The 22,850-nt window shown below is 37.3% G+C and carries 16 protein-coding genes; 8 read left to right on the plus strand and 8 right to left on the minus strand.

The annotated features are described in order from the left end of the window. Nucleotides 1–67: 67 nt before the first annotated feature. A complete protein-coding gene (locus tag IPH66_07850) occupies nucleotides 68–3,754 on the plus strand; it encodes a TraB/GumN family protein (protein MBK7129256.1) in 3,687 nt (1,228 codons plus the stop codon). Here IPH66_07850 and IPH66_07855 read toward each other — a convergent pair. Further along, a complete protein-coding gene (locus tag IPH66_07855) occupies nucleotides 3,751–4,698 on the minus strand; it encodes a nitronate monooxygenase (protein MBK7129257.1) in 948 nt (315 codons plus the stop codon). The genes IPH66_07850 and IPH66_07855 overlap by 4 nt on opposite strands. A 39-nt stretch (nucleotides 4,699–4,737) precedes the next feature. Beyond that, a complete protein-coding gene (locus IPH66_07860) occupies nucleotides 4,738–5,199 on the minus strand; it encodes a DUF4268 domain-containing protein (GenBank protein ID MBK7129258.1) in 462 nt (153 codons plus the stop codon). Nucleotides 5,200–5,362: 163 nt separating this feature from the next. Between IPH66_07860 and IPH66_07865 the strand changes: the two genes are divergently transcribed. Further along, complete coding sequence (locus tag IPH66_07865) at nucleotides 5,363–5,782, plus strand: hypothetical protein (GenBank protein MBK7129259.1); 420 nt, start codon at nucleotides 5,363–5,365, stop codon at nucleotides 5,780–5,782. A 71-nt stretch (nucleotides 5,783–5,853) separates the two neighbouring features. On the opposite strand, the gene IPH66_07870 is transcribed toward IPH66_07865, so the two are convergent. Beyond that, nucleotides 5,854–6,312, minus strand: a complete 459-nt coding sequence (locus tag IPH66_07870) for a DNA starvation/stationary phase protection protein (GenBank protein ID MBK7129260.1) — start codon at nucleotides 6,310–6,312, stop codon at nucleotides 5,854–5,856. A 140-nt stretch (nucleotides 6,313–6,452) separates the two neighbouring features. Between IPH66_07870 and IPH66_07875 the strand changes: the two genes are divergently transcribed. Further along, on the plus strand, nucleotides 6,453–7,391 hold the full coding sequence (locus IPH66_07875; GenBank protein MBK7129261.1) for a LysR family transcriptional regulator: 939 nt from the start codon (nucleotides 6,453–6,455) through the stop codon (nucleotides 7,389–7,391). Between the two features lie 91 nt (nucleotides 7,392–7,482). On the opposite strand, the gene IPH66_07880 is transcribed toward IPH66_07875, so the two are convergent. Beyond that, nucleotides 7,483–8,694 (minus strand): hypothetical protein, encoded by a 1,212-nt coding sequence (locus tag IPH66_07880; protein MBK7129262.1) that lies wholly within the window; start codon nucleotides 8,692–8,694, stop codon nucleotides 7,483–7,485. 118 nt (nucleotides 8,695–8,812) lie between these two features. Next, entirely contained in the window at nucleotides 8,813–11,329 is a 2,517-nt protein-coding gene (gene gyrA, locus IPH66_07885) for a DNA gyrase subunit A (GenBank protein MBK7129263.1), read from the minus strand. A 337-nt stretch (nucleotides 11,330–11,666) separates the two neighbouring features. On the opposite strand from gyrA, the gene IPH66_07890 reads away from it, so the two are divergent. Next, a complete protein-coding gene (locus IPH66_07890) occupies nucleotides 11,667–14,216 on the plus strand; it encodes an ATP-dependent Clp protease ATP-binding subunit (protein MBK7129264.1) in 2,550 nt (849 codons plus the stop codon). 50 nt (nucleotides 14,217–14,266) lie between these two features. Beyond that, complete coding sequence (locus tag IPH66_07895; protein MBK7129265.1) at nucleotides 14,267–15,259, plus strand: cation transporter; 993 nt, start codon at nucleotides 14,267–14,269, stop codon at nucleotides 15,257–15,259. A gap of 23 nt (nucleotides 15,260–15,282) precedes the next feature. Here the strand turns inward: IPH66_07895 and IPH66_07900 are convergent, their stop codons facing one another. Both IPH66_07900 and IPH66_07905 read right to left on the minus strand, forming a co-directional pair. Continuing rightward, nucleotides 15,283–16,317 (minus strand): hypothetical protein, encoded by a 1,035-nt coding sequence (locus IPH66_07900; protein ID MBK7129266.1) that lies wholly within the window; start codon nucleotides 16,315–16,317, stop codon nucleotides 15,283–15,285. Continuing rightward, a complete protein-coding gene (locus IPH66_07905; protein MBK7129267.1) occupies nucleotides 16,292–19,084 on the minus strand; it encodes a DNA gyrase/topoisomerase IV subunit A in 2,793 nt (930 codons plus the stop codon). The genes IPH66_07900 and IPH66_07905 overlap by 26 nt, the downstream gene beginning before the upstream one ends. Before the next feature lie 118 nt (nucleotides 19,085–19,202). Between IPH66_07905 and IPH66_07910 the strand changes: the two genes are divergently transcribed. Continuing rightward, complete coding sequence (locus IPH66_07910; protein ID MBK7129268.1) at nucleotides 19,203–20,390, plus strand: DUF2029 domain-containing protein; 1,188 nt, start codon at nucleotides 19,203–19,205, stop codon at nucleotides 20,388–20,390. On the opposite strand, the gene IPH66_07915 is transcribed toward IPH66_07910, so the two are convergent. Beyond that, nucleotides 20,371–21,498, minus strand: a complete 1,128-nt coding sequence (locus tag IPH66_07915; GenBank protein ID MBK7129269.1) for a hypothetical protein — start codon at nucleotides 21,496–21,498, stop codon at nucleotides 20,371–20,373. The two genes, IPH66_07910 and IPH66_07915, sit on opposite strands and share 20 nt — an antisense overlap. A gap of 178 nt (nucleotides 21,499–21,676) precedes the next feature. On the opposite strand from IPH66_07915, the gene IPH66_07920 reads away from it, so the two are divergent. After that, on the plus strand, nucleotides 21,677–22,150 hold the full coding sequence (locus IPH66_07920) for a hypothetical protein (protein ID MBK7129270.1): 474 nt from the start codon (nucleotides 21,677–21,679) through the stop codon (nucleotides 22,148–22,150). After that, entirely contained in the window at nucleotides 22,151–22,849 is a 699-nt protein-coding gene (locus tag IPH66_07925) for a hypothetical protein (protein ID MBK7129271.1), read from the plus strand. The last annotated feature ends 1 nt before the right edge of the window (nucleotide 22,850 follow it).

Raw genomic sequence — 22,850 nt, forward strand, 5'->3', positions numbered from 1 at the left:
GTTTTTACTCAAACTAATCGTTACTTTAGTCAGCTGTTGACATTATATATTAAAAGAATTCACACCCATGAAGAAAATTACTATCACCACGTTATTGATCTTGTTTGTTTCAATTCCTGCCGCCTTTTCTCAAAAAAAATACCAGGGATTGTTGTGGGAGATTACCGGAAACGGACTCAAAGAACCTAGTTATTTATATGGTACCATGCACGTGAGTGATAAAATAGCATTCAACGTGAGTGATTCTTTTTATATGTGTCTTGCAGGAGTTGATCAGGTGGCACTTGAATCATCACCTGCAGGTTGGATGGATGAATATGGTCAAATGTCATCAATGTACGGACGCGATATGTTTAGTGGATACAATTATGGTTACGCCGGATTTTATGAAAACGCATTTGAACTAATTCCCATTTCAAAAGGTGATTTTTATGAATTGCTTGGTTCTAATAATAATTTAATGAATCAGATTTTGTATCGCTTTAGTCCCGGAGCTGAAGATTATCAGGAAGACACCTATCTTGATATGTTTATTTTTCAGGCCGGTTCAAAATATAATAAACCCATTCATAGCTTGGAAGAATTGAAAGAAGTATTTGAATTAACCATTAAAGCTTATGAACCTGATGAAGAAGAAGAGGAGCTTGAAAATGATTATAATCAATATCTTGAGAATGATGATTACTACCGCTATTATGAATTGATTCAGGATGCTTATAGGACAGGAGATTTAGACATGCTGGATTCTTTGAACCGCAAAGGAAGCATGAGTAAAAATTACCATAAGTATTTTATAGTTGAAAGAAATAAAAACATGATGCGCCGGTTGGATTCTATCATGCAATACGGTTCAGTTTTTACCGGTATTGGTGCTGCCCATTTACCGGGTGAAGAAGGCGCCATTGAATTATTGCGCGGCATGGGCTATACCGTGCGTGCAGTTGATCCTAACTCAAGCGCAAAAGGGCATAAACTCAGAAAAAAAATGCTGGAATATTATCGTCCGGTGGAATTCACGCAAGCAACTACAACTGACCAGGCCATTTCTGTTTTTGTGCCGGGAAAATTGTATGAAATGCCAACAAACTCACGTGGTTATCTTGAATATCTTTCTCCTGAACCTATCAATGGCGGATATTTTAGTATGATCAGAATTTTTACGTATGGACCAATCTTCAATAAATCACCTGAATATTACAAAGCAAGTTTTGATAGCTTAATTTATATTACAACACCGGGTGAAATTAAAAACGTGACTCCTATTGAGCTCAATGGATACAAGGGATACGACATTAGCAGTAAAACTTCAAAAAGTAGTATCATCCGCTATAAAATATTTTTCACCCCAACAGAAATTGTGCTGTTTAAAGGAACCGGTACCGGTGAATACATTGAACATGCAGAACCACAAATGTTTTTCAGCAAACTTAGTCTAGTTCCACAACATGATAATTGGACAGAAGTAAAACCAAGAGCCGGCGGTGCTCACTGGAAAATGAAAGGCCCCGTAACCGGTCAAGATTTTGTTGATAATCTTGATTCTCAAGTTGACCCACTATATCAGTCTTTTGACAAAACAAATCAAAACTACTTTTTAGTCATGCGCTACACGCTGAATGACTTATCTTATATTGAAGAGGACTCTTTTGACCTTGCTTATCTAGGCAAATCTTTTGGAACTAATATTGGATATGAAGTATCAACGAGTGATTTGGTATATCAGAACAATCTTACGTCAATGATTCAAAAACTGGTGCCTGATGAAAAACATCCTGAATTGAAGAGTGAATTGTACGTTAAAATCACGGCGTATGGCGGCAATTATTTTATGATGATTACTACGGCAAATAATGAAGATAAAGAAACTTTCTTTAATTCGTTTGGTGTTGAATCATACTCAGTGAAACAAACTTATGCTGAAATTATTGACTCTAGCATGTTCTTCAAAGTGAATACCGTTGAATTAGAAAATTCTTTTGATGCATCAGAGCTCACTAATATGATGTACAGAAATTATTACGGTAACGACGATATGCAATCTGAAAAAGCATGGATGCATGATACCAAAGAGAGAACATTTACCAATCACCGCACCGGTGAACAGGTAGCAGTAACCTACACTAAATTCAGCCATTATCACAAAGTGGATAGCATGGAATTGTTCTGGAAAAACCAAATTGAACAAGCCAAAAGCGGACAAACTTTGCGTATCACCAGATTAACTTACGGTACAACCGGTAGTGACCCTACAGTAGATTTTCTATTGTCTGATACAGCCAGTTCACGTGGAATTATTACCCACATGCGTTTACATCACGGAGTACTTTATACATTAAAAACACTCACTGATACGGCAGCACCGGTATCTGAATTTGTTCATACCATTTACACCACTTTTTCTCCACTTGATACCTTGGTTGGGCGCAGCTTGTATGAAGACAAAGTAGCATTGTTTTTTGAAAACGTGAATGGAACTGATACTACAGAGAGAGAAATGGCAATAAAAAACATTTCATGGATTCATTTTGAACCTGAACATATTGATCGTCTGATTTTATTGTATCGCAATTTCCCATACGATAAAACCAATGAAAATGAGTACAAGCAAGCTATCATGAATACCCTGGGTGGTATTGAAGATAAAAAAGCATATGATTTTCTTGAAACCATTTACAATGAAAACGGATTGAATTCTAATATTCAGTTTGAAGTACTCAATACTCTTTCATGGACTGAAACGGCTGAAGCGTGTTTATTGATTAAAAAATTATTGACTCAAAATACGCCATTTACTGATGATAGATCCAAATTGAATTTCTTCCACAACTTGGGTGATTCACTTGAGTTGGTGAAACCCATGTTCCCTGATTTGCTTACGCTGATATCTTTTCCGGAATATAAAGAAAGAGTTTTTGGTTTGTTGTCTGATGCCTATTTGGATAGCATTGTAACAAAAGATCAGTTTGCAAAAGACAAACAAATGATCATACGTGAAGCCAACGTTGAAATTAAACGCGTTTTATCTGATCAAGAACAAGATGAACCGGATGAAAATGACTACGATTATTACGATTACAACTCATATTATCTGAATCATTATGGTTATTCGTCAGAGTACAATCAACGTTTGCTTGATTTTTATGTGATCATGTCTGCTTTCAAGAATGATGCTGATCCGCAAGTAAAACTCTTCTATGAAGGATTAGCAAAAATTAAAGACAAACAACTAAAACTAGAAATTCAAATTGTCAATCACAAACTAGGCTTGCCAATTGACACTGCTGTTGTTGGAGAAGTGACCAGAGACATAGAAACAACCGTGTGGGCCTACAATCGTTTACATGCTGAAGAACTTGAAGAATATTTTACCGGTTTCACACAAGAGAAATTTGCGTTCCACTATCTCTACAAAGCAGGATACAAAGCAGAAGAAGATTCAGTTGTCTTTCTTCATGCTGAGTTGGTTACTGATGGCGTAGATACTGGGTATGTCTATTTCTTTAAACGCAAAGCAAAAGATAAAAAGTATTGGATGCTTGATTATGTTGGATTATTACCTACTGATACTAATGATTTCTTCATTACACAAGCTGAGTATAAAAAAGATCTTTCATTCAAAACTGAAGATGAACTGGAAGAAACCCTTGAAATTATTTTGGAACGCTTTGCATTGGCTCGCAGACAAAGAGTTTCTTTTGCACAAAATGATTATTGGGGAATGTATGGCGGAATGTTTGGTGAATACGAACGTTAGGCTTTTCCCACCAGATCAGCCACAATTTCACGCACCGGCCGAATTGATTTAACATGCTCAATGCTTGGGCCAGCGCACCACACTGTTTTGTATGTTGCTTTAAATGCTGATTTTTCAAGTGCTTTCATTCCTTTGATGAAGGTGAGCATTTTAATCCACTTTTTTAATCGCTTGCTGCGTGACATCACTCGCTCAAACCAATTTTGTTGAGTACCAATTTTCTGAACATAGGGTGTGTTAATTACAGTACACGGTGTGCCTGATATTTTTGTGCTCAATACAATATCTTTTGATCCATATTGAATACATGCTTGTTTATACTCATCAGACACCGGAGATTCTTGACTGGCAATAAATAAACTTCCAACAGATACCCCACATGCTCCCAGGTCAAGCATTTTCTGTAATTGTTCAGCGGTTCCAACTCCGCCTGCTGAAATCACCGGTATATTACAGTTTTTTACCAGAAGAGGAATCAATTCTTCGGGCGACATATTTCCGGCATGCCCACCTGCCCTGCTGCTCACTGCAATTACTGCATCTGCCCCTAATTGTTCAATTTTTTTAGCAAATTTCAAATCAACTACATCACAAAACACTTTAATTCCGGCAGGCTTGCATTGACGTATTATTTCTTCAGGTGAGCCTAGAGACGTGATGATATAATCTACTTTCAATTCAACACAGGTTTTTAAATGCTGAACCTGTTTTGGGTTTGATTTATTGGCAATGATATTCACACCAATGGGGCCTTTGGTGTTTGATCTAATCTCTTGAATTGCTTTTCTGAATTCTTCATCTGTTCTGAAATTTAACGCCGGTATGGCCCCGGTTATTCCGGCGTTACCAGCCGCAATAAGCATTTGCGTATTAGAAACCAAAAACATGGGTGCCATGATAATGGGGTATTCAATGCCAAGCATTTCAGTGAGTGTTGTTTTCATGTTTTGCAGATATTTTATCTCGTTGTTGTCAAGTCGGTGCTACTTCAGTTGCAGAAAAACTTCAGCGTATTCATCCCAAAATTTGTCAAGCTTTGCAAAGTTTAATTTCAGAAACAGGTGCATCTTGTCCCAATCACTATTCTTATACATATTCACCTCATTTTTTGAGATAACAATGCGTGATATTATTTTGCCGTTTGTGTGCTGATACTCTTTATGAAATTGAATACTTGATTTAAAAATTTGCTCAAGAAGCGTTTGAAATTCCATGAACTGATCCCAATACACTTCACGAATAGATGCATCAGGGAATTGTAAATCAATACACAGCCTGCATGACAGTTCATCCGCTTCCATCCTGAAATAAAGATGATTGATTCCGGTGTTGTATCTCATCCAATTCACCTTGCTACCATGTGGATTTTTCATAGAACTCATCTGATTTTTTAACTTGTTCCAGAATGCCGAATTAATTTCACTTTGTTCTTCCTTGGTAAACATGAGGTGCTATTGTTGTGCAAAACTAATGAATTCAAATGGCTTACAAGGCTCCACGCTGCATTTGTAAATTGTTTGACATGATAAATGTTTCGATATTCTGTGACTCAGATCATACTTCGTCAATCTGATCTTTCTGAAATTTGTATCAACTAATGAATAAAAAATGGGACAACTAATTGAAGTAAATCAAGGAGAAGTAATCGTAAAGTTTACAACCCCTGTTTCGGGTAAGGTATCATTTGCCACACTCGGAATTAAAAAAGAAGACCTTGTTTTAAAAGGAGGTTTTTTAAGAATAGTTTTTGATTTTGAAGGTATTGGTGAACATCACTATTTTCAAGTACCAACTGTCAATGTATCATACTCAGCTCAGCTGGCTGACACGCATTGGCAATGTGATTTTAACGGAGTTACTATTCTGGACAAAACTGATCACTATGGAAATTCTACAGTGATTTTGCTAAACAGAGATAAATTAGCTCAATTAGAACATCATCATCAAAACAAATTGGTATTGCACGCAGAATTTCCGGAGTCAATTAACATCATTCCGGAAGAATCATACGTAAACTTCTTCAAGTAGTCTACTTGAGTTTTGGGTTAGGAAAACCGGGAATAGGAAACGTCTTATTCCCGGTTCCTTTTTTTTATTACTTATTGTTTTCGTGCGGCATTCAACATCCAAAGCAGCTTTTCATGCTGGCTGATATACTCACTCATCAAACTATTGGTTGCTTCATCGTCAAAGTCAGCAGATAGTTTTAATAAATTTCTTTCTGTGTTCAGTAAATGCGTGTATCCATCAATGAGTTGTTCCAGAATTTTTTCAGCATCCGTTGTGTTTTTGGCTTCTTTAATACCTGCATGTTCAAGGTAAAATCTCAGACTGTGAGCCGGCGTTCCGCCAAGAGATTGAATGCGTTCTGCTATTTCATCAATTTTTAAATTTACATCATTGTACCATTGCTCAAGCAAGGTGTGTAATTCAAAAAATCTTGCCCCTCGAATATTCCAATGAAACCCACGCAAATTTGAATACATAAGTTGAAGGTCAGACAAGTAATTATTCAATTGCTCGTTTACGTTGTTTTTATTTTTATCTTTTTTTGACATAATAAGATGTGTGTGGTTTTTGCCTCGTTTCAATGGCATGTTGCATGATCTGAGACAGAACAAAATTACCGTTACTAAAGTTATAAAACAAATCAATAGTTTTTATATTTGTATCAAGTTCAGTTATAATCTTATAATTTATGATCAGCTTAATACAATTAGAATATATCGTTGCACTAGATACGTACAAATCGTTTTCACTGGCAGCCGATAAATGTTTTGTGACTCAGCCAACTTTGAGTATGCAAATCAAAAAAATGGAAACTGATTTAGGCATTATCATTTTTGATCGCACCAAACAACCCATTGTGGTTACAGATATTGGCCGCATGATTGTTGAACAGGCCAGGCAAGTTATTTCTGAATCAAAAAAAATTGAAGAATTAATTCAGTGGAGTAAAAACAGTTTAACCGGTGATTTAAAAATTGGTGTGATACCATCAATTGCTCCGTATCTTTTGCCCATGTTTCTGGGCGACTTTGCTCGGAAATATCCTGGTATAAAAATTTCAGTGCGTGAAATGCTTACCAGTGAAATTTGTGACGAATTAAAATCAGAAACCATAGATGTTGGAATATTGGCTACCCCATTAGAAATTCCTGGTTTCAATGAGACTCCGCTATACTATGAAGAACTAAAAATGTATTGCAACAAGCAGCATGAGTTAGCAAAATTTTCAGAAATAAAATTGAGCCAAATTAAACCTGAAAATCTGTGGTTATTAAGTCAGGGACATTGCTTTAGAAATCAGGTGATCAATTTATGCAAGTTAAAAGATGATAAAATTACCCTGCCCTTTAGATACGAAAGCGCCACCATTGAAACACTGATAAAATTTGTTGACCGTGAAGGCGGAATCACCCTAATACCTGAGTTGGCTTGCAATGATTTGTCTGAGTCAAGAAAGAAAAATGCAAAAACAATCAAAGACATCAATCCGGTGCGTGAAGTAAGTTTGGTGACAAATCGTGTTTTTGTAAAACAGCGTATTCTCAAAGCATTAGAAGATGGAATTCTAGAAATTATTCCTGCCGAAATGAAAGACAGAAAACGAGGTGAAATTGTTGAGTGGAAATAAATGGTGTTTTAAATTGACTACAAGAATTTTAAAGAAAAAAAAAATAGCGGAGCATTCATCTCCGCTATTTTTTATAAAACCGTTTCAAGCCTTATTGTCCGGCTTTAATTTCTTCAATTTTCTTTTTGATCTCCAAGAATTTTTCTTGATTCCCTAGTTTGCCATAAACTTGTTTCAAAGCCTCTAATACAACCAAGTCAGTTGGATTTTCAACAGCAGCTTGCTCAAGGTAAGGCAATGCTTTGTTGAAATAAACTTTTGATTCTTCAACCATTGGATCATATTTTTGCTCGTATTCCGGAGTTCCAAAAGCAAGATTATTTGCCGCAGTATAAATATCTGCTCCTTTGTTAAAGTAGAGTGAACCAAGTGCAAATCCTGCATTTTTATCACCTAATTCTTTTGCTTTCAAATATGATTTTTCTGCATTTTCAAAGTCGCCCATATTTTCATAAATGGTGCCTGCCGTGTAAATCAATACAGCATTATTTGGATCCAAAGCTATGGCATCATTTAAAATTTGAACGGCTTCAGGCTTACGGTCATTATCAATGTAGAAATTGATCAGTTCAATCATGATATCTTTATTCTTTGGATTTTTTGCAACCTGATCTTTTAACATGGCCTCTACCTCTGCCGTTTTACCTAATTTTTGCATGGTTTGAGAGAGATAGTAAACGCTAGAACCAACTTGATAGCCGAGTTCAACAGTTTTCTTGAACGCCTCTTCAGCTTCAGTCCATTTTTCAATTTTAAAAGCTGCTATTCCACCATAGAACCAGTAAACAGAATCCTGCAGCCCCATTGCTTCACCAAATACAGCTGCACCTAATAGACCAGCCATTGCTTCTTCATATTTACCTTCTTCATAAAGGGTTATTCCTTGATTTGCAAACATGCCACGATACATTCCGCAGTAATCATCAATTTGAGAACCGTACATTTGCTTAGGATCATTCTTTTTACAATCTTCAAAAGCTTTAAATCCTTTTTCCATAGCCGTTTCTGGATCAACTGCCTTCAAGGTTGCATCTCCAGAAAAGCCTGCGCAAATTGGAATTTCAACATAGATAAACCCAAGATACATCAATGTTTTAGGGTCATTTTTAGTATCAACATGCTCAGCTGACAAATCAATGTATCCTTTGGCTTCCAAAAGGTCTTTGGCTGCTTGCTCCCAATCGCCACCCATTTTTGCTTGCTCGTATGACTTATAAGCCATGGCTGCATTGGTAGTATTTGTTTTTTGTGATATTGCAAATACACTGCTCGCAATTGCAATAATGGTAAAAAGTTTTTTCATTTTGTTAGCTGTTCGTTCTTACTTCTATATATAATGGATGCACTATTCAGTACAATTCCATAAACCTTGTTTCAATAATTATGCCAGACAAAATTAATGATAAGTATGGCAAATAATCCTATTCCTCTTCGTTCTTTGTTGGATCTGGTTCAACCGGTGCTACGGCATCATCACCAATAACTGCTTCTTCTTCACGGTCACGGAACACTTTTGCAACTGCAGCAATTTGATCATCTCCTCTGAGGCTGATTAATTTAACGCCTTGAGTTGCACGGCCCATCACACGTAATGAGTCAACATGCATACGTATAGTAATTCCATTTCTGGTAATGATCATCAAATCATCATCATCAGTCACATCTTTGATTGAGATGAGTTTACCTGTTTTATCCGTTATTTTTACTGTTTTTACTCCTTTTCCGCCGCGGTTTGTAACACGATAATCTGCAACTGCCGAACGTTTTCCGTTTCCTTTTTCAGTTACAATCATCACTTGTGCTCCTTCCGTTTCAACCGCAATCATACCTATTACTTCATCGTGCTCATCAGCAAGTCGTATACCGCGCACACCTGAGGCGGTGCGGCCCATACAACGTACTTTTTGTTCATTGAATCGGATAGCTTTACCAGAACGGAGAGCCATCATGATTTCATTGTTTCCGTTGGTGAGCTTTGCCTCTAGCAAGGTGTCTCCGTCTTTTACATTGATGGCGTTGATACCATTTGCCCGTGGACGAGAATAAGCCTCAAGCTTTGTCTTTTTAATGGTACCTTTTTTAGTACACATGATGATATATTTGCCCGCAACATAGTCCGGATTTTTTATATCCTCTACGTTGATGAATGCTTTTATTGAATCATCCGGTTCTATGTTGATTAGATTTTGTAATGCACGGCCTTTCGTGTTTTTTGCTCCTTCAGGTACTTCAAATACACGCATCCAGAAACATTTTCCTTTCTCTGTGAAAATGAGTAACCAATTGTGGTTGGTTGCAACAAATAGGTGCTCAAGAAAATCTTTATCTCGCGTTGCAGATCCTTTTGATCCAACTCCGCCGCGTGATTGAACTCTGTATTCACTCAACGAAGTACGCTTGATATAACCTGCGTGAGAAATTGTGACAACTACCTGTTCATCAGGAATGAGGTCTTCAATTTTCATTTCGTTTGCCGAGTATTCAATTACCGATTTACGGGTATCACCATATTTTTCACGAACGTAAACAAGTTCATCTTTAATAATTTGCATACGGCGCGACTCGTTTGCTAAAATATCTTTCAAATCCGCAATGCGTGCAAGTAGTTCTTGATACTCTGCTCTTAATTTATCTTGTTCAAGCCCTGTGAGTTGACGCAGACGCATTTCAACAATAGCGCGAGATTGCAGATCACTTAACTTAAAGCGCTCCATTAATTTTTCACGCGCCTCGTCAGGTGATTTTGACGCTCTGATGATGGCAATTACTTCGTCAATATTATCTGAAGCAATGATCAATCCTTCTAAAATATGTGCACGCTCTTCAGCTTTTCTTAATTCAAATTTTGTGCGTCGCGTAACAACATCATGTCTATGCTCAACAAAATAGTGAATCATTTCTTTCAAGTTCAGCAGCATTGGACGCCCAGCAACCAGTGCAATGTTATTTACTGAAAATGAAGTTTGAAGCGCTGTGTATTTAAATAATTTATTCAATACTACATTTGGAATTGCGTCACGTCTTAATTCATACACAATACGCATTCCGTCCCGGTCTGATTCATCACGAATATCCGTGATGCCATCTATTTTTTTATCATTCACCAACTCAGCTGTCTTTTTAATCATTTCAGCTTTGTTGATCTGATAAGGAATTTCAGTCACGATAATTGCTTCTTTTCCATCCCGAATTTCTTCAGTTGTAGTTTTAGCGCGCAATACCACTTTACCACGTCCGGTTTCAAAAGCCTCTTTCACTCCCTCATACCCGTATATTATTCCTCCTGTTGGGAAATCAGGAGCTTTGATATATTGCATTAATTCTGCAATCTCGATATCACGTTTATCTATATAAGCGATGATACCGTCAACAACTTCAGTTAAATTATGTGGTGGCATATTGGTAGCCATCCCCACAGCAATACCGCTTGCACCATTCACCAACAGGTTAGGAATTTTAGTAGGCAGTACGGTAGGTTCTTGTAAAGAGTCGTCAAAATTTGGTGCAAAATCAACAGTTTCTTTGTCAAGATCCTCCAACATATCTTCTGCTATTTTTTGCAGACGAGACTCAGTATAACGCATGGCAGCAGGACTATCACCGTCAACAGACCCGAAATTTCCTTGTCCATCAACCAATGGATAACGCAATGACCAGGGCTGAGCCATACGCACCATGGTATCATATACTGAAGAATCTCCGTGAGGGTGATATTTACCAAGCACATCACCGACAATACGAGCAGATTTTTTATAAGGTCGGTTTGAAAAAACGCCAAGATCCTGCATACCGAAAAGAACTCGGCGGTGTACCGGTTTGAATCCATCTCTGACGTCTGGTAATGCACGAGAAACAATCACTGACATAGAGTAGTCAATGTATGCTGATCTCATTTCTTCATCCAGATTGATTTTTATAATTTTTTCTCCGTCTGCCATAATAGGTTTACCATTAAATTTTACAAGCGCCGAAAGTACTCATATTCTATCGAAGACTGCGTATGACAAAGTGGCTACTTATTAACAAAAACGGGTCAGAAAAAAGGCGTTATTAACAATGGGAATACATTTTGATAAGCCTACCTTTGATTACTGCCTTTGGAGATTTGTATTTAATCGAAAAAGTAACTTGGTTTGATCTTTTTTTTCTTACCTTTCGGCAAACGCCGGGTGTGAATAAAGTTCAATTCGGTTACAAATGACAGACAGTAAAAAAGAATTAAATAACAATTTGGCATATACCTTTGTTATATGTCATGAAACAGAACCAAAAACTATGGATGCAAATTTTTCAGCCCGGGCAAAAGACGTACTTTCATTCAGTCGTGAAGAAGCATTGCGCCTAGGCAACGATTATTTAGGCGTTGAACACCTTCTGCTCGGAATTCTTCGTGAAGGTGAGGGATTAGCAATTAAATTATTAAATGAATTTCAGGTTGATTTAAACCAAATCAGATTAGAATTGGAAAAAGCACTGAAAGAAACACGTGTAAAAACCATGACAGGGAATAATATTCCTCTGGTTAGACAAGCAGAAAAAGTGCTTAAAATCACGTATCTTGAAGCAAAGCTTTTCAAAAGTAACAAAGTAGGTACAGAGCATATTCTCTTGGCTATTTTGCGTGAAGAGAATAATGTAGCCACTCGCCTCTTAAATAAATATGGGGTGATTTATGAAAATGTAAAAGAAGAATTAGAAGCAATGATTGAAGAACAAAATTATCCCAAATCTGAATTTCCCGGAGGTTCATCAGAAGGAGGAGATGAAGGTGAAAGCGGCGGAGCAAATTATGGTAGTGGTGCACGCAAAGCAGGTGATACCAAATCAAAAACACCGGTACTTGACAATTTTGGCCGTGACTTAACAGCAATGGCTGAACAAAATAAACTGGACCCTATCGTTGGTCGTCAGAATGAAATTGAACGGGTGTCTCAGATTTTGTCACGAAGAAAAAAGAATAACCCAATTCTGATTGGTGAGCCGGGTGTTGGTAAATCAGCTATTGCAGAGGGACTTGCGTTGAGAATTGTACAAAAGAAAGTGTCACGCGTACTTTTTGGAAAACGAATAATTTCACTTGATCTGGCATCTTTAGTTGCCGGGACAAAATACCGAGGACAGTTTGAAGAGCGCATGAAAGCCGTGATGAACGAACTTGAAAAATCACGCGATATTATTTTATTCATTGATGAGATTCATACCATCATTGGAGCAGGTGGTGCTTCAGGCTCTCTGGACGCGTCAAACATGTTTAAGCCTGCACTGGCTCGTGGTGAAATTCAAGTAATTGGGGCAACTACACTGGATGAATTCAGACAATATGTTGAAAAAGACGGCGCCTTGGAAAGACGTTTTCAGAAAGTATTGGTTGAGCCAACAACAATTCCTGAAACCATCCAAATCCTCAATAATATCAAAGAAAGATATGAAGAGCACCACAGTGTAAACTATACACCTGAAGCCATTGATGCTTGTGTAAAACTGACCGAACGTTATATGTCAGACCGCAATTTACCGGACAAAGCTATTGATGCCATGGATGAGGTAGGTTCACGGGTACATATTACCAATATTACTGTTCCTAAAGAGGTGGTTGATCTGGAGAAAAAGATTGAAGACGTGAAGCAGGAAAAAGGAGATGTAATAAAATCTCAACAATACGAAAAGGCTGCAGAATTACGTGATCGTGAGAAACATTTGCAAGAAGAACTAGAGCTGGCACAGAAGCGTTGGGAAGAAAATACTAAAGCACATCGCATTACGGTAACTGAAGATCACGTAGCCGAGGTTGTTTCCATGATGACCGGTATTCCATTGCAAAAGGTTTCAGAAAGTGAATCAGGTCGTATCATGCACTTGGGTGATTCTATTAAAGGAAAAGTGATTGGACAAGATGAGGCAGTGGCAAAAGTTGTCAAAGCCATTCAGAGAAATCGTGCGGGATTAAAAGATCCAAACAAACCAATTGGTTCGTTTTTCTTCCTCGGACCAACAGGGGTTGGTAAAACACAGTTAGCAAAAGTTCTTGCAAAAACCATGTTTGATTCTGAAGAAGCTCTCATACGAATTGACATGAGTGAATACATGGAGAAATTCTCTGTATCACGTTTGGTTGGAGCGCCTCCGGGGTATGTTGGATATGAAGAAGGTGGACAACTTACTGAAAAAGTAAGACGCAAACCTTACTCTATTATCTTGTTGGATGAAATTGAAAAAGCTCACCCTGATGTGTTCAATATGCTTTTGCAAGCACTTGATGATGGACACATGACTGATGGGTTAGGTCGTAAAATTGATTTTAAAAATACGATCATCATCATGACATCAAACATTGGTGCACGTCAGCTTGCTGATTTTGGAACCGGCGTTGGATTTGGTACATCTGCTAAAAAAGAACAAGTGGTAGATGATTCTCAGAAAGTGATTCACAATGCTTTGAAAAAAGCTTTTTCACCTGAGTTTTTGAATCGTATTGATGATATGATTGTTTTCAATTCATTATCAAGAGAAAATATTCATCAGATCATTGATATTGAGTTGAACAAATTACAAGTTCGAATCAAAGACCTTGGTTATGAATTTAAAATTTCTGATGAGGCAAAAGATTATATTGCAGAAAAAGGCTACGATGAAAAATTTGGTGCAAGACCATTGAATCGCGCAATTCAGAAGTATATAGAAGATCCGCTGGCTGAAGAAATCATTAACGCCAGTCTTGAAGCCGGTGACACCATTGCTATCAATTTTGATAAAGAGAAGCAAGAAGTGAAAATTGGCATTGAGAAAGGAAAGTCTCCCAAGAAAAAAGAGAAAAAATCTGAATAATCAGAAAAGCTGTCCTGAGGGGCAGCTTTTTTTTACTGTACAATCACAGTATGAATAATCAGGCAGAATATAAGAGTCATAAAAGAATGCTTGCAATCATTCTTGCTGTTGGCGTGGTATTATTTGGTGTGAAATTATGGCTGTATTTTGTCACCAATTCCAACGCTGTTCTTTCAGATGCATTGGAAAGTACAGTCAATATTGTTGCCGGTGCACTTGCCTTATACAGTTTTATTCTTGCACACAAACCATCAGACAAAAAACACCCATACGGTCATGGAAAGATTGAGTTTTTGTCAGCTAGTTTAGAAGGTGCATTAATCCTTACTGCAGGCATTATCATCATTGTGAAATCTATCATCAGTTTTTATACTCCTGAAAAAATTGAAGCGCTGGATTTAGGAATTTCTGTCACCTTAATCACGGGTGGAATCAATGCCTTAATGGGCTTTTTACTCATCAGCAGAGGAAAAAGAAAAAAATCTTTATTAATGAAAGCCAGCGGAAAACATCTGCTTTCAGACGCCTATACCTCTGCCGGGTTGATTTTAGGATTGGTTATAATTTGGCTAACCGGAATTCAATGGTTGGATGGTGTAGTGGCAATTGTTTTTGGTTTGATCATCATCTATTCAGCGTATAAAATTTTACATGAAGCAATTGATGGAATCATGGATGGTGCCGATTTTCAAACACTGGAACATTTGGTTACTCACCTTCAATCAGTCAGACGGGATGATTGGATTGATATACATAAAATGCGTATGATTAAGTACGGAACATCAGTTCATGTGGATTGTCACATGACAGTCCCCCGATTTTACTCAGTTGAACAAGCACATGTTTTAGTGGATGATGTTGAAATGGAAATTGCCAGAGCATGTGAAGGTCAGTCAGAGGTTTTCATTCATGTGGATGCTTGTATTGCTGCTTCATGCACTCATTGTCGGATGACCAATTGCCAGATCAGGTCACAACAAAAATCAGTTGATTTATTCTGGCGACTAGATGATGTGCTTGAAAACAAAAAACTCGGATTGTAGCCTACTCACATTTGTCGCTATTTTCAAAATTGATATCTCAGAATTTCAATGGTTCCGTTGCGACCAATCAGGGCTAGAAATTCTTCATTCATTGCAATAGAATAATAGTTTCGTTCAAAGAGCAAATTCCAGTGTAGTCCGCGATCAAGCGTGTAATAAGTTCCACGATCACCGGTTGAAAAAATACATGATCCATCTTTGTTTCCTAAAATACATGAAGAATAGCCGCCGAGCCCTTTACTTCTATTGATCCAGGTTTTTCCTCCGTCTTGAGTCAAGAAGCAGATTTTTTTGTGGTATTTAATTTCTTCCCAACTTCCTCCAATGATCATTCCTTCAAGTGAATTCCAGAAATACATTGAATAGATACCGTATCCATCACCTGATTTCATTGGTGTTGGCAAGGCAGTCCAGTTCATACCTCTGTCATGACTTATAAAAAGTCTGGCCGTGTCAGCCATGCCTGAAACAAAATACACAGTGGAATCATCAATACATTGAATACCTGTGCCGCTTGCTGCAAAAGCTGATTCGTGCTGAAGGGCTTCCGGTATGTTTTGTGGACTGAAGGCACTCCAACTTCGACCACCATCATTAGTTCTTGCCAGAAAAAAAGTATTGCCAACAGGATCTCCAAATGCGATTCCGTTTTTTTCATCCCAAAAATCTAATCCGTCTAAAAAGACACCGGGTGTATCCAAAACGGTAGCTTGTTCACCATTGAAGCCAACCACATAAATTTTTCCGGTATCACCTGAATTCATCAACACCATGGTGCCATTATTGAACAAATGCATATCGCGAATATCTTCAGCACCCGTAAGCGCAGGTTGTTCAATCAAATCACCACTAAAATATTTACCACAAAACTGACCATTTGGCCCGGCAACAATTACTGCTTCAGAATTTACCAGGCAAAGTGCACGGGCATGAAAACCGGCCAGGGTTTCTCCATGATAGATAGTCGCATACGTGAAATGATCTTGATATGTTTGACAAGAAAGGATGAACAAGGAGATTACACTCAAAAGCTTAAAATAACTTCTGTTGGCGATCATCTTTTTTTCCCTTTTTTAACTCGCCCAACCTTTTTTTCAATGGTACGGCGCTAAGTGATTTTCCAACCGGTGTTTTTGATTTTGAGGTAGCAGGCGCAGCTTTTTCCGGTTTTGATGCTTTGCCTTTTTTTGGTGCAGGTTTCAGTGTTTCTTCTTCCACTTCCTCTTCTTCAACGTCAAACAAAATACCTTCAGCAGAATCTGTTTCATCTTCAATTTCAGGCCAAGGCTCATTCCCAGCAATTGGATGATTCAGTTTTACTTCCTTAACTTTTAATTTTGTGAGATGATTGCCCACGGTTTTCATTCCTTTCACATCAATGAATTCATCGAGCTTAATTTTTTTATCAGGCAGATCTTTGGTTTCTTTCAGTCGTTTGTTGAAAGAAATCGTGATTTCGGGTTTGTACGCCGTAGTTACAACATCCAAGCGCGTGCCTTCAGTTTCAGGAATGAATAATGTTTTTTTATCTGATTTGATTTCAACCAGAAATCTTTTTACAAAATGCGTATCCTTTTCATGATCAAAATAAACACAAGTAATTGGATGCTCAGGATGCCATTTTTCGATATGAATCAAGTGATCACCAAAACGTGTTTCAATATCAAAATTTGAAAGTTGTAATTCACCTGTTGAGTATATTGTCAGAATTTTATCATCACCTTTAAATGAGCCAAGGAATGCACCACGACCATCAACATTAAGGCGCTGCACAACTTCATCCCACCAAATTTTCCGTGCTGCAAGGGTTGATTCCCCTACTTCTTTCAAGGTAACTTTTGCAATGATTTCTTTGGTAACTCTGTTTCCTGCAGAGGATCTGTTTTTAATAATCAGCGAACCAAAATCCACATCAAATTTCACACGTTTCAAATGTGGTCTTGGTTTCAAATGCACCGTTACAATTTCTCTTTCACCATTTGGATGATAAGAGAAATAGTATACTTCAGAATTTTTAGTTCCTCTAGTTATGAAATATTCTTTATCCCTAGTGATTGCATTAACAAAGAAACGCTTCATGAGTGTTGGTCCATCTTTGCCGTCACGGTACATGAGATGATAAATGGTTCTTTTATCACCACTTTTCCAAATAGCTGCGTGCATGATGTCTTTGCCGATAAATTTTTTCTCAGCAATTTTGGTAACGATCATCGTACCATTTTTAAAAAACACAATGACGTCATCAATGTCACTGCACTCAGCAATAGGGTCTTGTCCTTTTAATCCCCACCCAATAAACCCCTCTTCAGTATCAACATACAATTTACGATTGGCTACTATAACTTTCTTAGCCGAAATGGTATCGAATATTTTTATTTCTGTTTTACGTTCTTTCCCTTCACCAAATTTCTTTTTCAAATCTTTGAAATAATCAATGGCAAATTCAGTCAGATTAGCCAAATGATGTTTTATTTGTTTGAGCTCAGCCTCTAATTGTTTAATGAACTCATCTGCCTTATCAGCATCATGTTTAGTAATGCGACGCATACGCAATTCCATCAAACGCTTCACATCATCATCCGTTACCGGTCTTTTTATTTTTTTCAGATGTGGCTTGAGTAATTTGTGCGTTATTTCAATTGCCTGCTCATAAGTTTTTCCATCAAACTTGACGTAAATTTTATTTTCAATGAATATTTTTTCAAGAGATGCAAAATGCCATTCTTCTTCTAATTCTGCTTTCCTGATTTCAAGTTCTCGTTTCAACAAATGAAGTGTGTGTTGCGTGTTGATACGCAGAATTTCATTCACACTTAAAAAAGCAGGTTTGTTGTCTATGATTACCGAAGTATTAGGAGAAATAGACATTTCACAATCTGTAAATGCAAAAAGAGCATCAATGGTTTTGTCAGGTGAAACGCCCGGTGCCAGGCTAATAATAATCTCTACTTCTGCTGCGGTATTGTCTTCAATTTTTTTAATTTTTATTTTGCCTTTATCATTGGCTTTTATCACTGAATCAATGAGTGAAGATGTTGTTGCTCCAAAAGGAATTTCAGTAATCTTGAGTGTTTTGTTATCTTCTTTGATGATGCGCGCGCGAACCCTAACCTTTCCTCCTCGCTGACCTTCATTATACCCAGAGAAATCAGCCAAACCACCATTAGGGAAATCAGGCAAAATATTCGTTTTCTTTCCACGCAGAACGTCAATAGAGGCATCAATTAACTCATTGAAATTATGCGGCAGTACCTTGCATGCCATTCCCACCGCAATTCCTTCAGCGCCTTGAGCAAGCAGTAATGGAAATTTAATGGGTAATAAAACCGGTTCACGATTTCTGCCGTCATACGAAGGAATCCAATCAGTAGTTTTTGGATTGAACACAACGTGATTCGCGAATTTTGAAGGACGCGCTTCAATATAACGTGGAGCAGCAGCTGAATCACCGGTTAAAATATTTCCCCAGTTTCCTTGTGTATCAATCAATAAATCTTTTTGTCCTAACTGCACCAATGCATCACCAATAGAAGCGTCACCATGCGGATGATACTTCATGGTATTTCCAATGATGTTGGCTACTTTATTGTATCTGCCATCATCCATCTCTTTCATAGAATGCAGGATACGGCGTTGCACAGGTTTAAGCCCATCCATTAATGCAGGTACAGCTCTTTCAAGAATCACATACGATGCATAATCAAGAAACCAATCACGATATAAACCAGACAACGGGACAATGGCGTCTTTATCCCCATTTTGCGCTAAACCGGCATTGGGGTCAAATGAAGGATTGTCATTTATTTCGTCTGATTCGTCCTGCATATTTTTTGAATGACCTGCAAATTTAGCATCTGAAGCTTAATAAATCCGCGGATAATCAGTCTTTTTATTAACAGAACGGTATTATTATTTAGCTATTTTTGCCAAGTTAATACGATTCATGGTCTCCCGACAATTCATCTGGTCAATTATCATTGCTTTGATTTTCTTCACAGCCATGGTGGCAGTTGAAATACATAACGAACGTTTTTACATGAATGATTTTAAGGTGTATTACGAAGCCAGTTCTGATTTTTTATCTGGAAAAAACCCTTATCATGAGGCTTATGGGTTAAGTTCAGGGTACTACAAATATGCACCGGCTACACTCCCGTTTTTTGCTCTTTATCATGTAGCTCATTTTGAGGCCGCCAAAATGATTCATTACCTGATTTGTTCAGCGATGTTTGTTTTGTCTTTAATTATGATTGTCAATTATTTAAAGCCAACTAATAAAAGTAATAATTCACGCTACCTCTTGCTATTTGCAATAGGACTTGTTGTTGCCGCTGTTCACCTGACCAGAGAAATGCATTTAGGTAATATTAATCTTGTGCTGATTTTTTTAGTCGTGGCTTTTGCGTTTATGTATGGGAAGAATCACAAGCTTGTTGCGACAGCATGCTTTGCAGCGGTTCTTCTGCTGAAGCCATACATGATTCTTCTTGGTCTGCCACTGATTTTTAAGAGAGAATGGAAAATGATTTTTCAAACAGCAGCCATAATTATTCTTCTTTCAATTGTCCCCATACTTTTTACTGGACTTGATATGTTTATTTCCATGTACAAAGCATGGTTTAATAATATGCTAACGCATAATGAAGGTATGTTTAGTGAGCATACTATTACTTCAATAATCAATGCTTACACGGGCCTAAGCCTGACTCCGACATGGAATTTCATTTTCTATTTGATTGCCGGTTTGCTTTTTATTATGTTGAGATTTTCTTATTTCACTCGTTACAAACAATACACACAGCCATTGTTTTTGCTTGATATTTTTGCACAGCTAGCTATTTTACCAAACTTAATGATTACAGACAGTCAACATTTCCTCTTCACCATTCCATTGGTTTGTCTTTTGATTTTTTATTTAATAAAAGAAAACCGTTTGTTGAACTGGGTTGTTTTTACGCTGCTTATTTTCTTTTATGGTGCAAACTCAAATGATCTATTGGGAAATCCTTTATCTGACACGTTTGATCGTTATTCTACCATTGGATTGGCAAATCTATTGCTGATTGGTTGGACTTGGGTGATCTGGAATAAGAAAATAAAACGACAGGAAATTACTTTTTCTTCTTTGTAATAAAGAATACAACTGCTGCAACCGGAATGACAATTAGGATGATGATCATAACCCATGATTTCATTGGATTAGGTTCAGCATGATTTTCTACAGGGAATTCATCCGTAGAAGTTAACACAGTGCCTTCATCAGAAAAAGTTGGAACCATCAACGCCGACAGAGAATCATACGATGCTTTATATTCCTGAGCCTTAGTAATACTATCCATTTGAATATACACGTTGAAAAGCGCAAGATAATTATCTGTCAATTCTTTTTGCAAGTGATGTATTTCAGCAATTTCTGCACCTCTTAGCCCATGCTCTTCTGCTTGCGTTTCATTTTTGCGCAATAAGTACAGGTAAGCCATTTGAGCATGTGTGTATGATAACCATCTATAATCATCATTGCGCTCAGCGTTTTTAAGCACAATCTTATAATACTTCAGTGCTTGCCCATAATCATCAATCAATAAATAATACCTGGCAATAGAGCTCATGGAGGCATTGCTGGTATTTTTAAAATTATTCTCACGCTCAATTGCTAGTACTTCAGCATAAGCATCAATGGCGGAAAGTGTGTCTCCTGAATCTTCGTATATTCCTCCCAGATATGCGTTTAATTCAGATTGGGCGGTAATATCTTCCAATTGTTCAGCCACAGAGATTGCACGGCTGTTGTAGTCAAGAGCTAGTCTAAAGTTGTCAGATGCAGAATAGATATAACTTAGCCCTTTGTAAATACTCATTTCTGATATTTTATCTTCAAGACGCAGAGCAATAGGTAGTGCTGCATCATAATGCGTTTGTGACTTTTTGTAGTTGAGCAGATATGCCATTTGAATATGAGCTACTGCTACATGAGCATTCAAAAGACCTTGATCATAATTCAACTCACTTGCTAAATCAAGAGCTAATGTTGCGTATTCAAGCGATTTTGTGTAATCAATTGCAAGATATTCATCAGATAAATGATTGTACACATCAACTCTGGATGTGTCTTCACTGTCATTCATTAATAGCACAATCAATGAATCAATGGTAGTATTTGTAGAGTCTTGCGCCTTCACATCAAGTGAAGAAGCCAGCATACCAAAGGTAACCAATACGACAAATAAAAATCTTTTCATGCTTAACGAATGGGCAAATTTAGAGGATTATCTCAACTGACAGCCATGAAAATAGAAAAAAGACGACTGAATTTTGGAATTAACAGATCAGTTCCCCCATTGTCAGGATGAATTTTCAGGCAAAATTCTTATACATGGAATAAAATTTGTAGCTTAGTTTCACAAAACCATTTTTACTATGAAATTATTACTTTCTGTTTTGTTCATTGCATTTGCCTGTCAAATGAATGCACAGATTTCTTTTAATACCGGCGATGCTGATCTGGATGCTGACTTAAATGTCATCAATACCAGTGCTAAAAATGATCTTTCAGCATTCAAAACTGATTTGATGAATACGTTTGGCGTTACGTCAAAAAATTTAGATTACATGGTATCTATCAATATGGAGCCGGGAGAAATGTTTTTAGCCTTAGAAATTTCAAGTGCAGTAAACAAACCTATTGAGGAAGTCATTGATGTGTATGAGCAAAACCGTGATAAAGGTTGGGGCTACATTGCTCAGCAAATGGGAATTAAGCCGGGATCACCTGAGTTTCATGCGCTAAAAGAAAAATCAAAAACTAAAAAAGATAATTCGTCTAAATCCAATAATGGTGGTAATTCAGAGAATAACAACGGAAAAGGAAATACCTCAAAAAAGAAAAAATAAATGTTAATCAAATCATTTCAAAATGCCGGTATTTTTCTGCTGGCATTTTTTTTTGTTTCCCAGGCACATAGCCAAAGATTTATTGAAAGAGAAAGGAACACGTGTGAAAGTGAGTCCCTTTATCTTGAATTGAATAAGCAAAATACTTTTTATTTGAGCAATGCTATGATGCCAAGTTTGGAAAACGTATCACAAATAAAATCATTCAAGGTAATTGCACCTGATTTCAATATTGTCAGAACGGACAAGGAACATCAAGAAGTTGATTTGATTCCTCTTAAAACGGGTTCGTGTACAATCCGTTTCGTGATTAAGACAGCATCTAATGAAAAAATAACCTATGAGAAAACATATCAAGTTGTCACCTTACCTGAATTGACAATAACCATTGCCAGTTCAGCACCCGGACACGATTTCATTTGGCTTAAATTAACGGATGAAACCGGTTTTGATTGCACTGACGAGTACGGTCTCTGCTTGATTAAATATTCACTTACTGATTCAACCGGAGAATTGAAAACAAATGGCACAATCTGTCATGACCCTGATTTCTTTCCAAGCGTTTCACTCAAAGGAATTCAGCAATATTTTACTGTTCATGATTTACTCTCATTGGAATTTTCAACCATACATAAAAAGTATGGACTGGTGAATCCGGTGAAGCGATGTACGATTGAAATAAAAACTTTGTGGGAGTGAA

The organism is Crocinitomicaceae bacterium (genome assembly GCA_016708105.1).
In the GTDB taxonomy this organism is placed as follows: domain Bacteria; phylum Bacteroidota; class Bacteroidia; order Flavobacteriales_D; family Crocinitomicaceae; genus JADJGJ01.

Bases quoted from the DNA above. Each gene is read 5' to 3' on its own strand.
- IPH66_07850 (MBK7129256.1), top strand. From the start codon at position 68: ATGAAGAAAATTACTATCACCACGTTATTGATCTTGTTTGTTTCAATT.
- IPH66_07920 (MBK7129270.1), top strand. From the start codon at position 21,677: ATGAAATTATTACTTTCTGTTTTGTTCATTGCATTTGCCTGTCAAATG.
- IPH66_07900 (MBK7129266.1), bottom strand. From the start codon at position 16,317: ATGATCGCCAACAGAAGTTATTTTAAGCTTTTGAGTGTAATCTCCTTG.
- IPH66_07890 (MBK7129264.1), top strand. From the start codon at position 11,667: ATGGATGCAAATTTTTCAGCCCGGGCAAAAGACGTACTTTCATTCAGT.
- IPH66_07870 (MBK7129260.1), bottom strand. From the start codon at position 6,312: ATGTCAAAAAAAGATAAAAATAAAAACAACGTAAACGAGCAATTGAAT.
- IPH66_07895 (MBK7129265.1), top strand. From the start codon at position 14,267: ATGAATAATCAGGCAGAATATAAGAGTCATAAAAGAATGCTTGCAATC.
- IPH66_07880 (MBK7129262.1), bottom strand. From the start codon at position 8,694: ATGAAAAAACTTTTTACCATTATTGCAATTGCGAGCAGTGTATTTGCA.
- gyrA (MBK7129263.1), bottom strand. From the start codon at position 11,329: ATGGCAGACGGAGAAAAAATTATAAAAATCAATCTGGATGAAGAAATG.
- IPH66_07925 (MBK7129271.1), top strand. From the start codon at position 22,151: ATGTTAATCAAATCATTTCAAAATGCCGGTATTTTTCTGCTGGCATTT.
- IPH66_07875 (MBK7129261.1), top strand. From the start codon at position 6,453: ATGATCAGCTTAATACAATTAGAATATATCGTTGCACTAGATACGTAC.
- IPH66_07855 (MBK7129257.1), bottom strand. From the start codon at position 4,698: ATGAAAACAACACTCACTGAAATGCTTGGCATTGAATACCCCATTATC.
- IPH66_07865 (MBK7129259.1), top strand. From the start codon at position 5,363: ATGGGACAACTAATTGAAGTAAATCAAGGAGAAGTAATCGTAAAGTTT.
- IPH66_07905 (MBK7129267.1), bottom strand. From the start codon at position 19,084: ATGCAGGACGAATCAGACGAAATAAATGACAATCCTTCATTTGACCCC.
- IPH66_07910 (MBK7129268.1), top strand. From the start codon at position 19,203: ATGGTCTCCCGACAATTCATCTGGTCAATTATCATTGCTTTGATTTTC.
- IPH66_07860 (MBK7129258.1), bottom strand. From the start codon at position 5,199: ATGTTTACCAAGGAAGAACAAAGTGAAATTAATTCGGCATTCTGGAAC.
- IPH66_07915 (MBK7129269.1), bottom strand. From the start codon at position 21,498: ATGAAAAGATTTTTATTTGTCGTATTGGTTACCTTTGGTATGCTGGCT.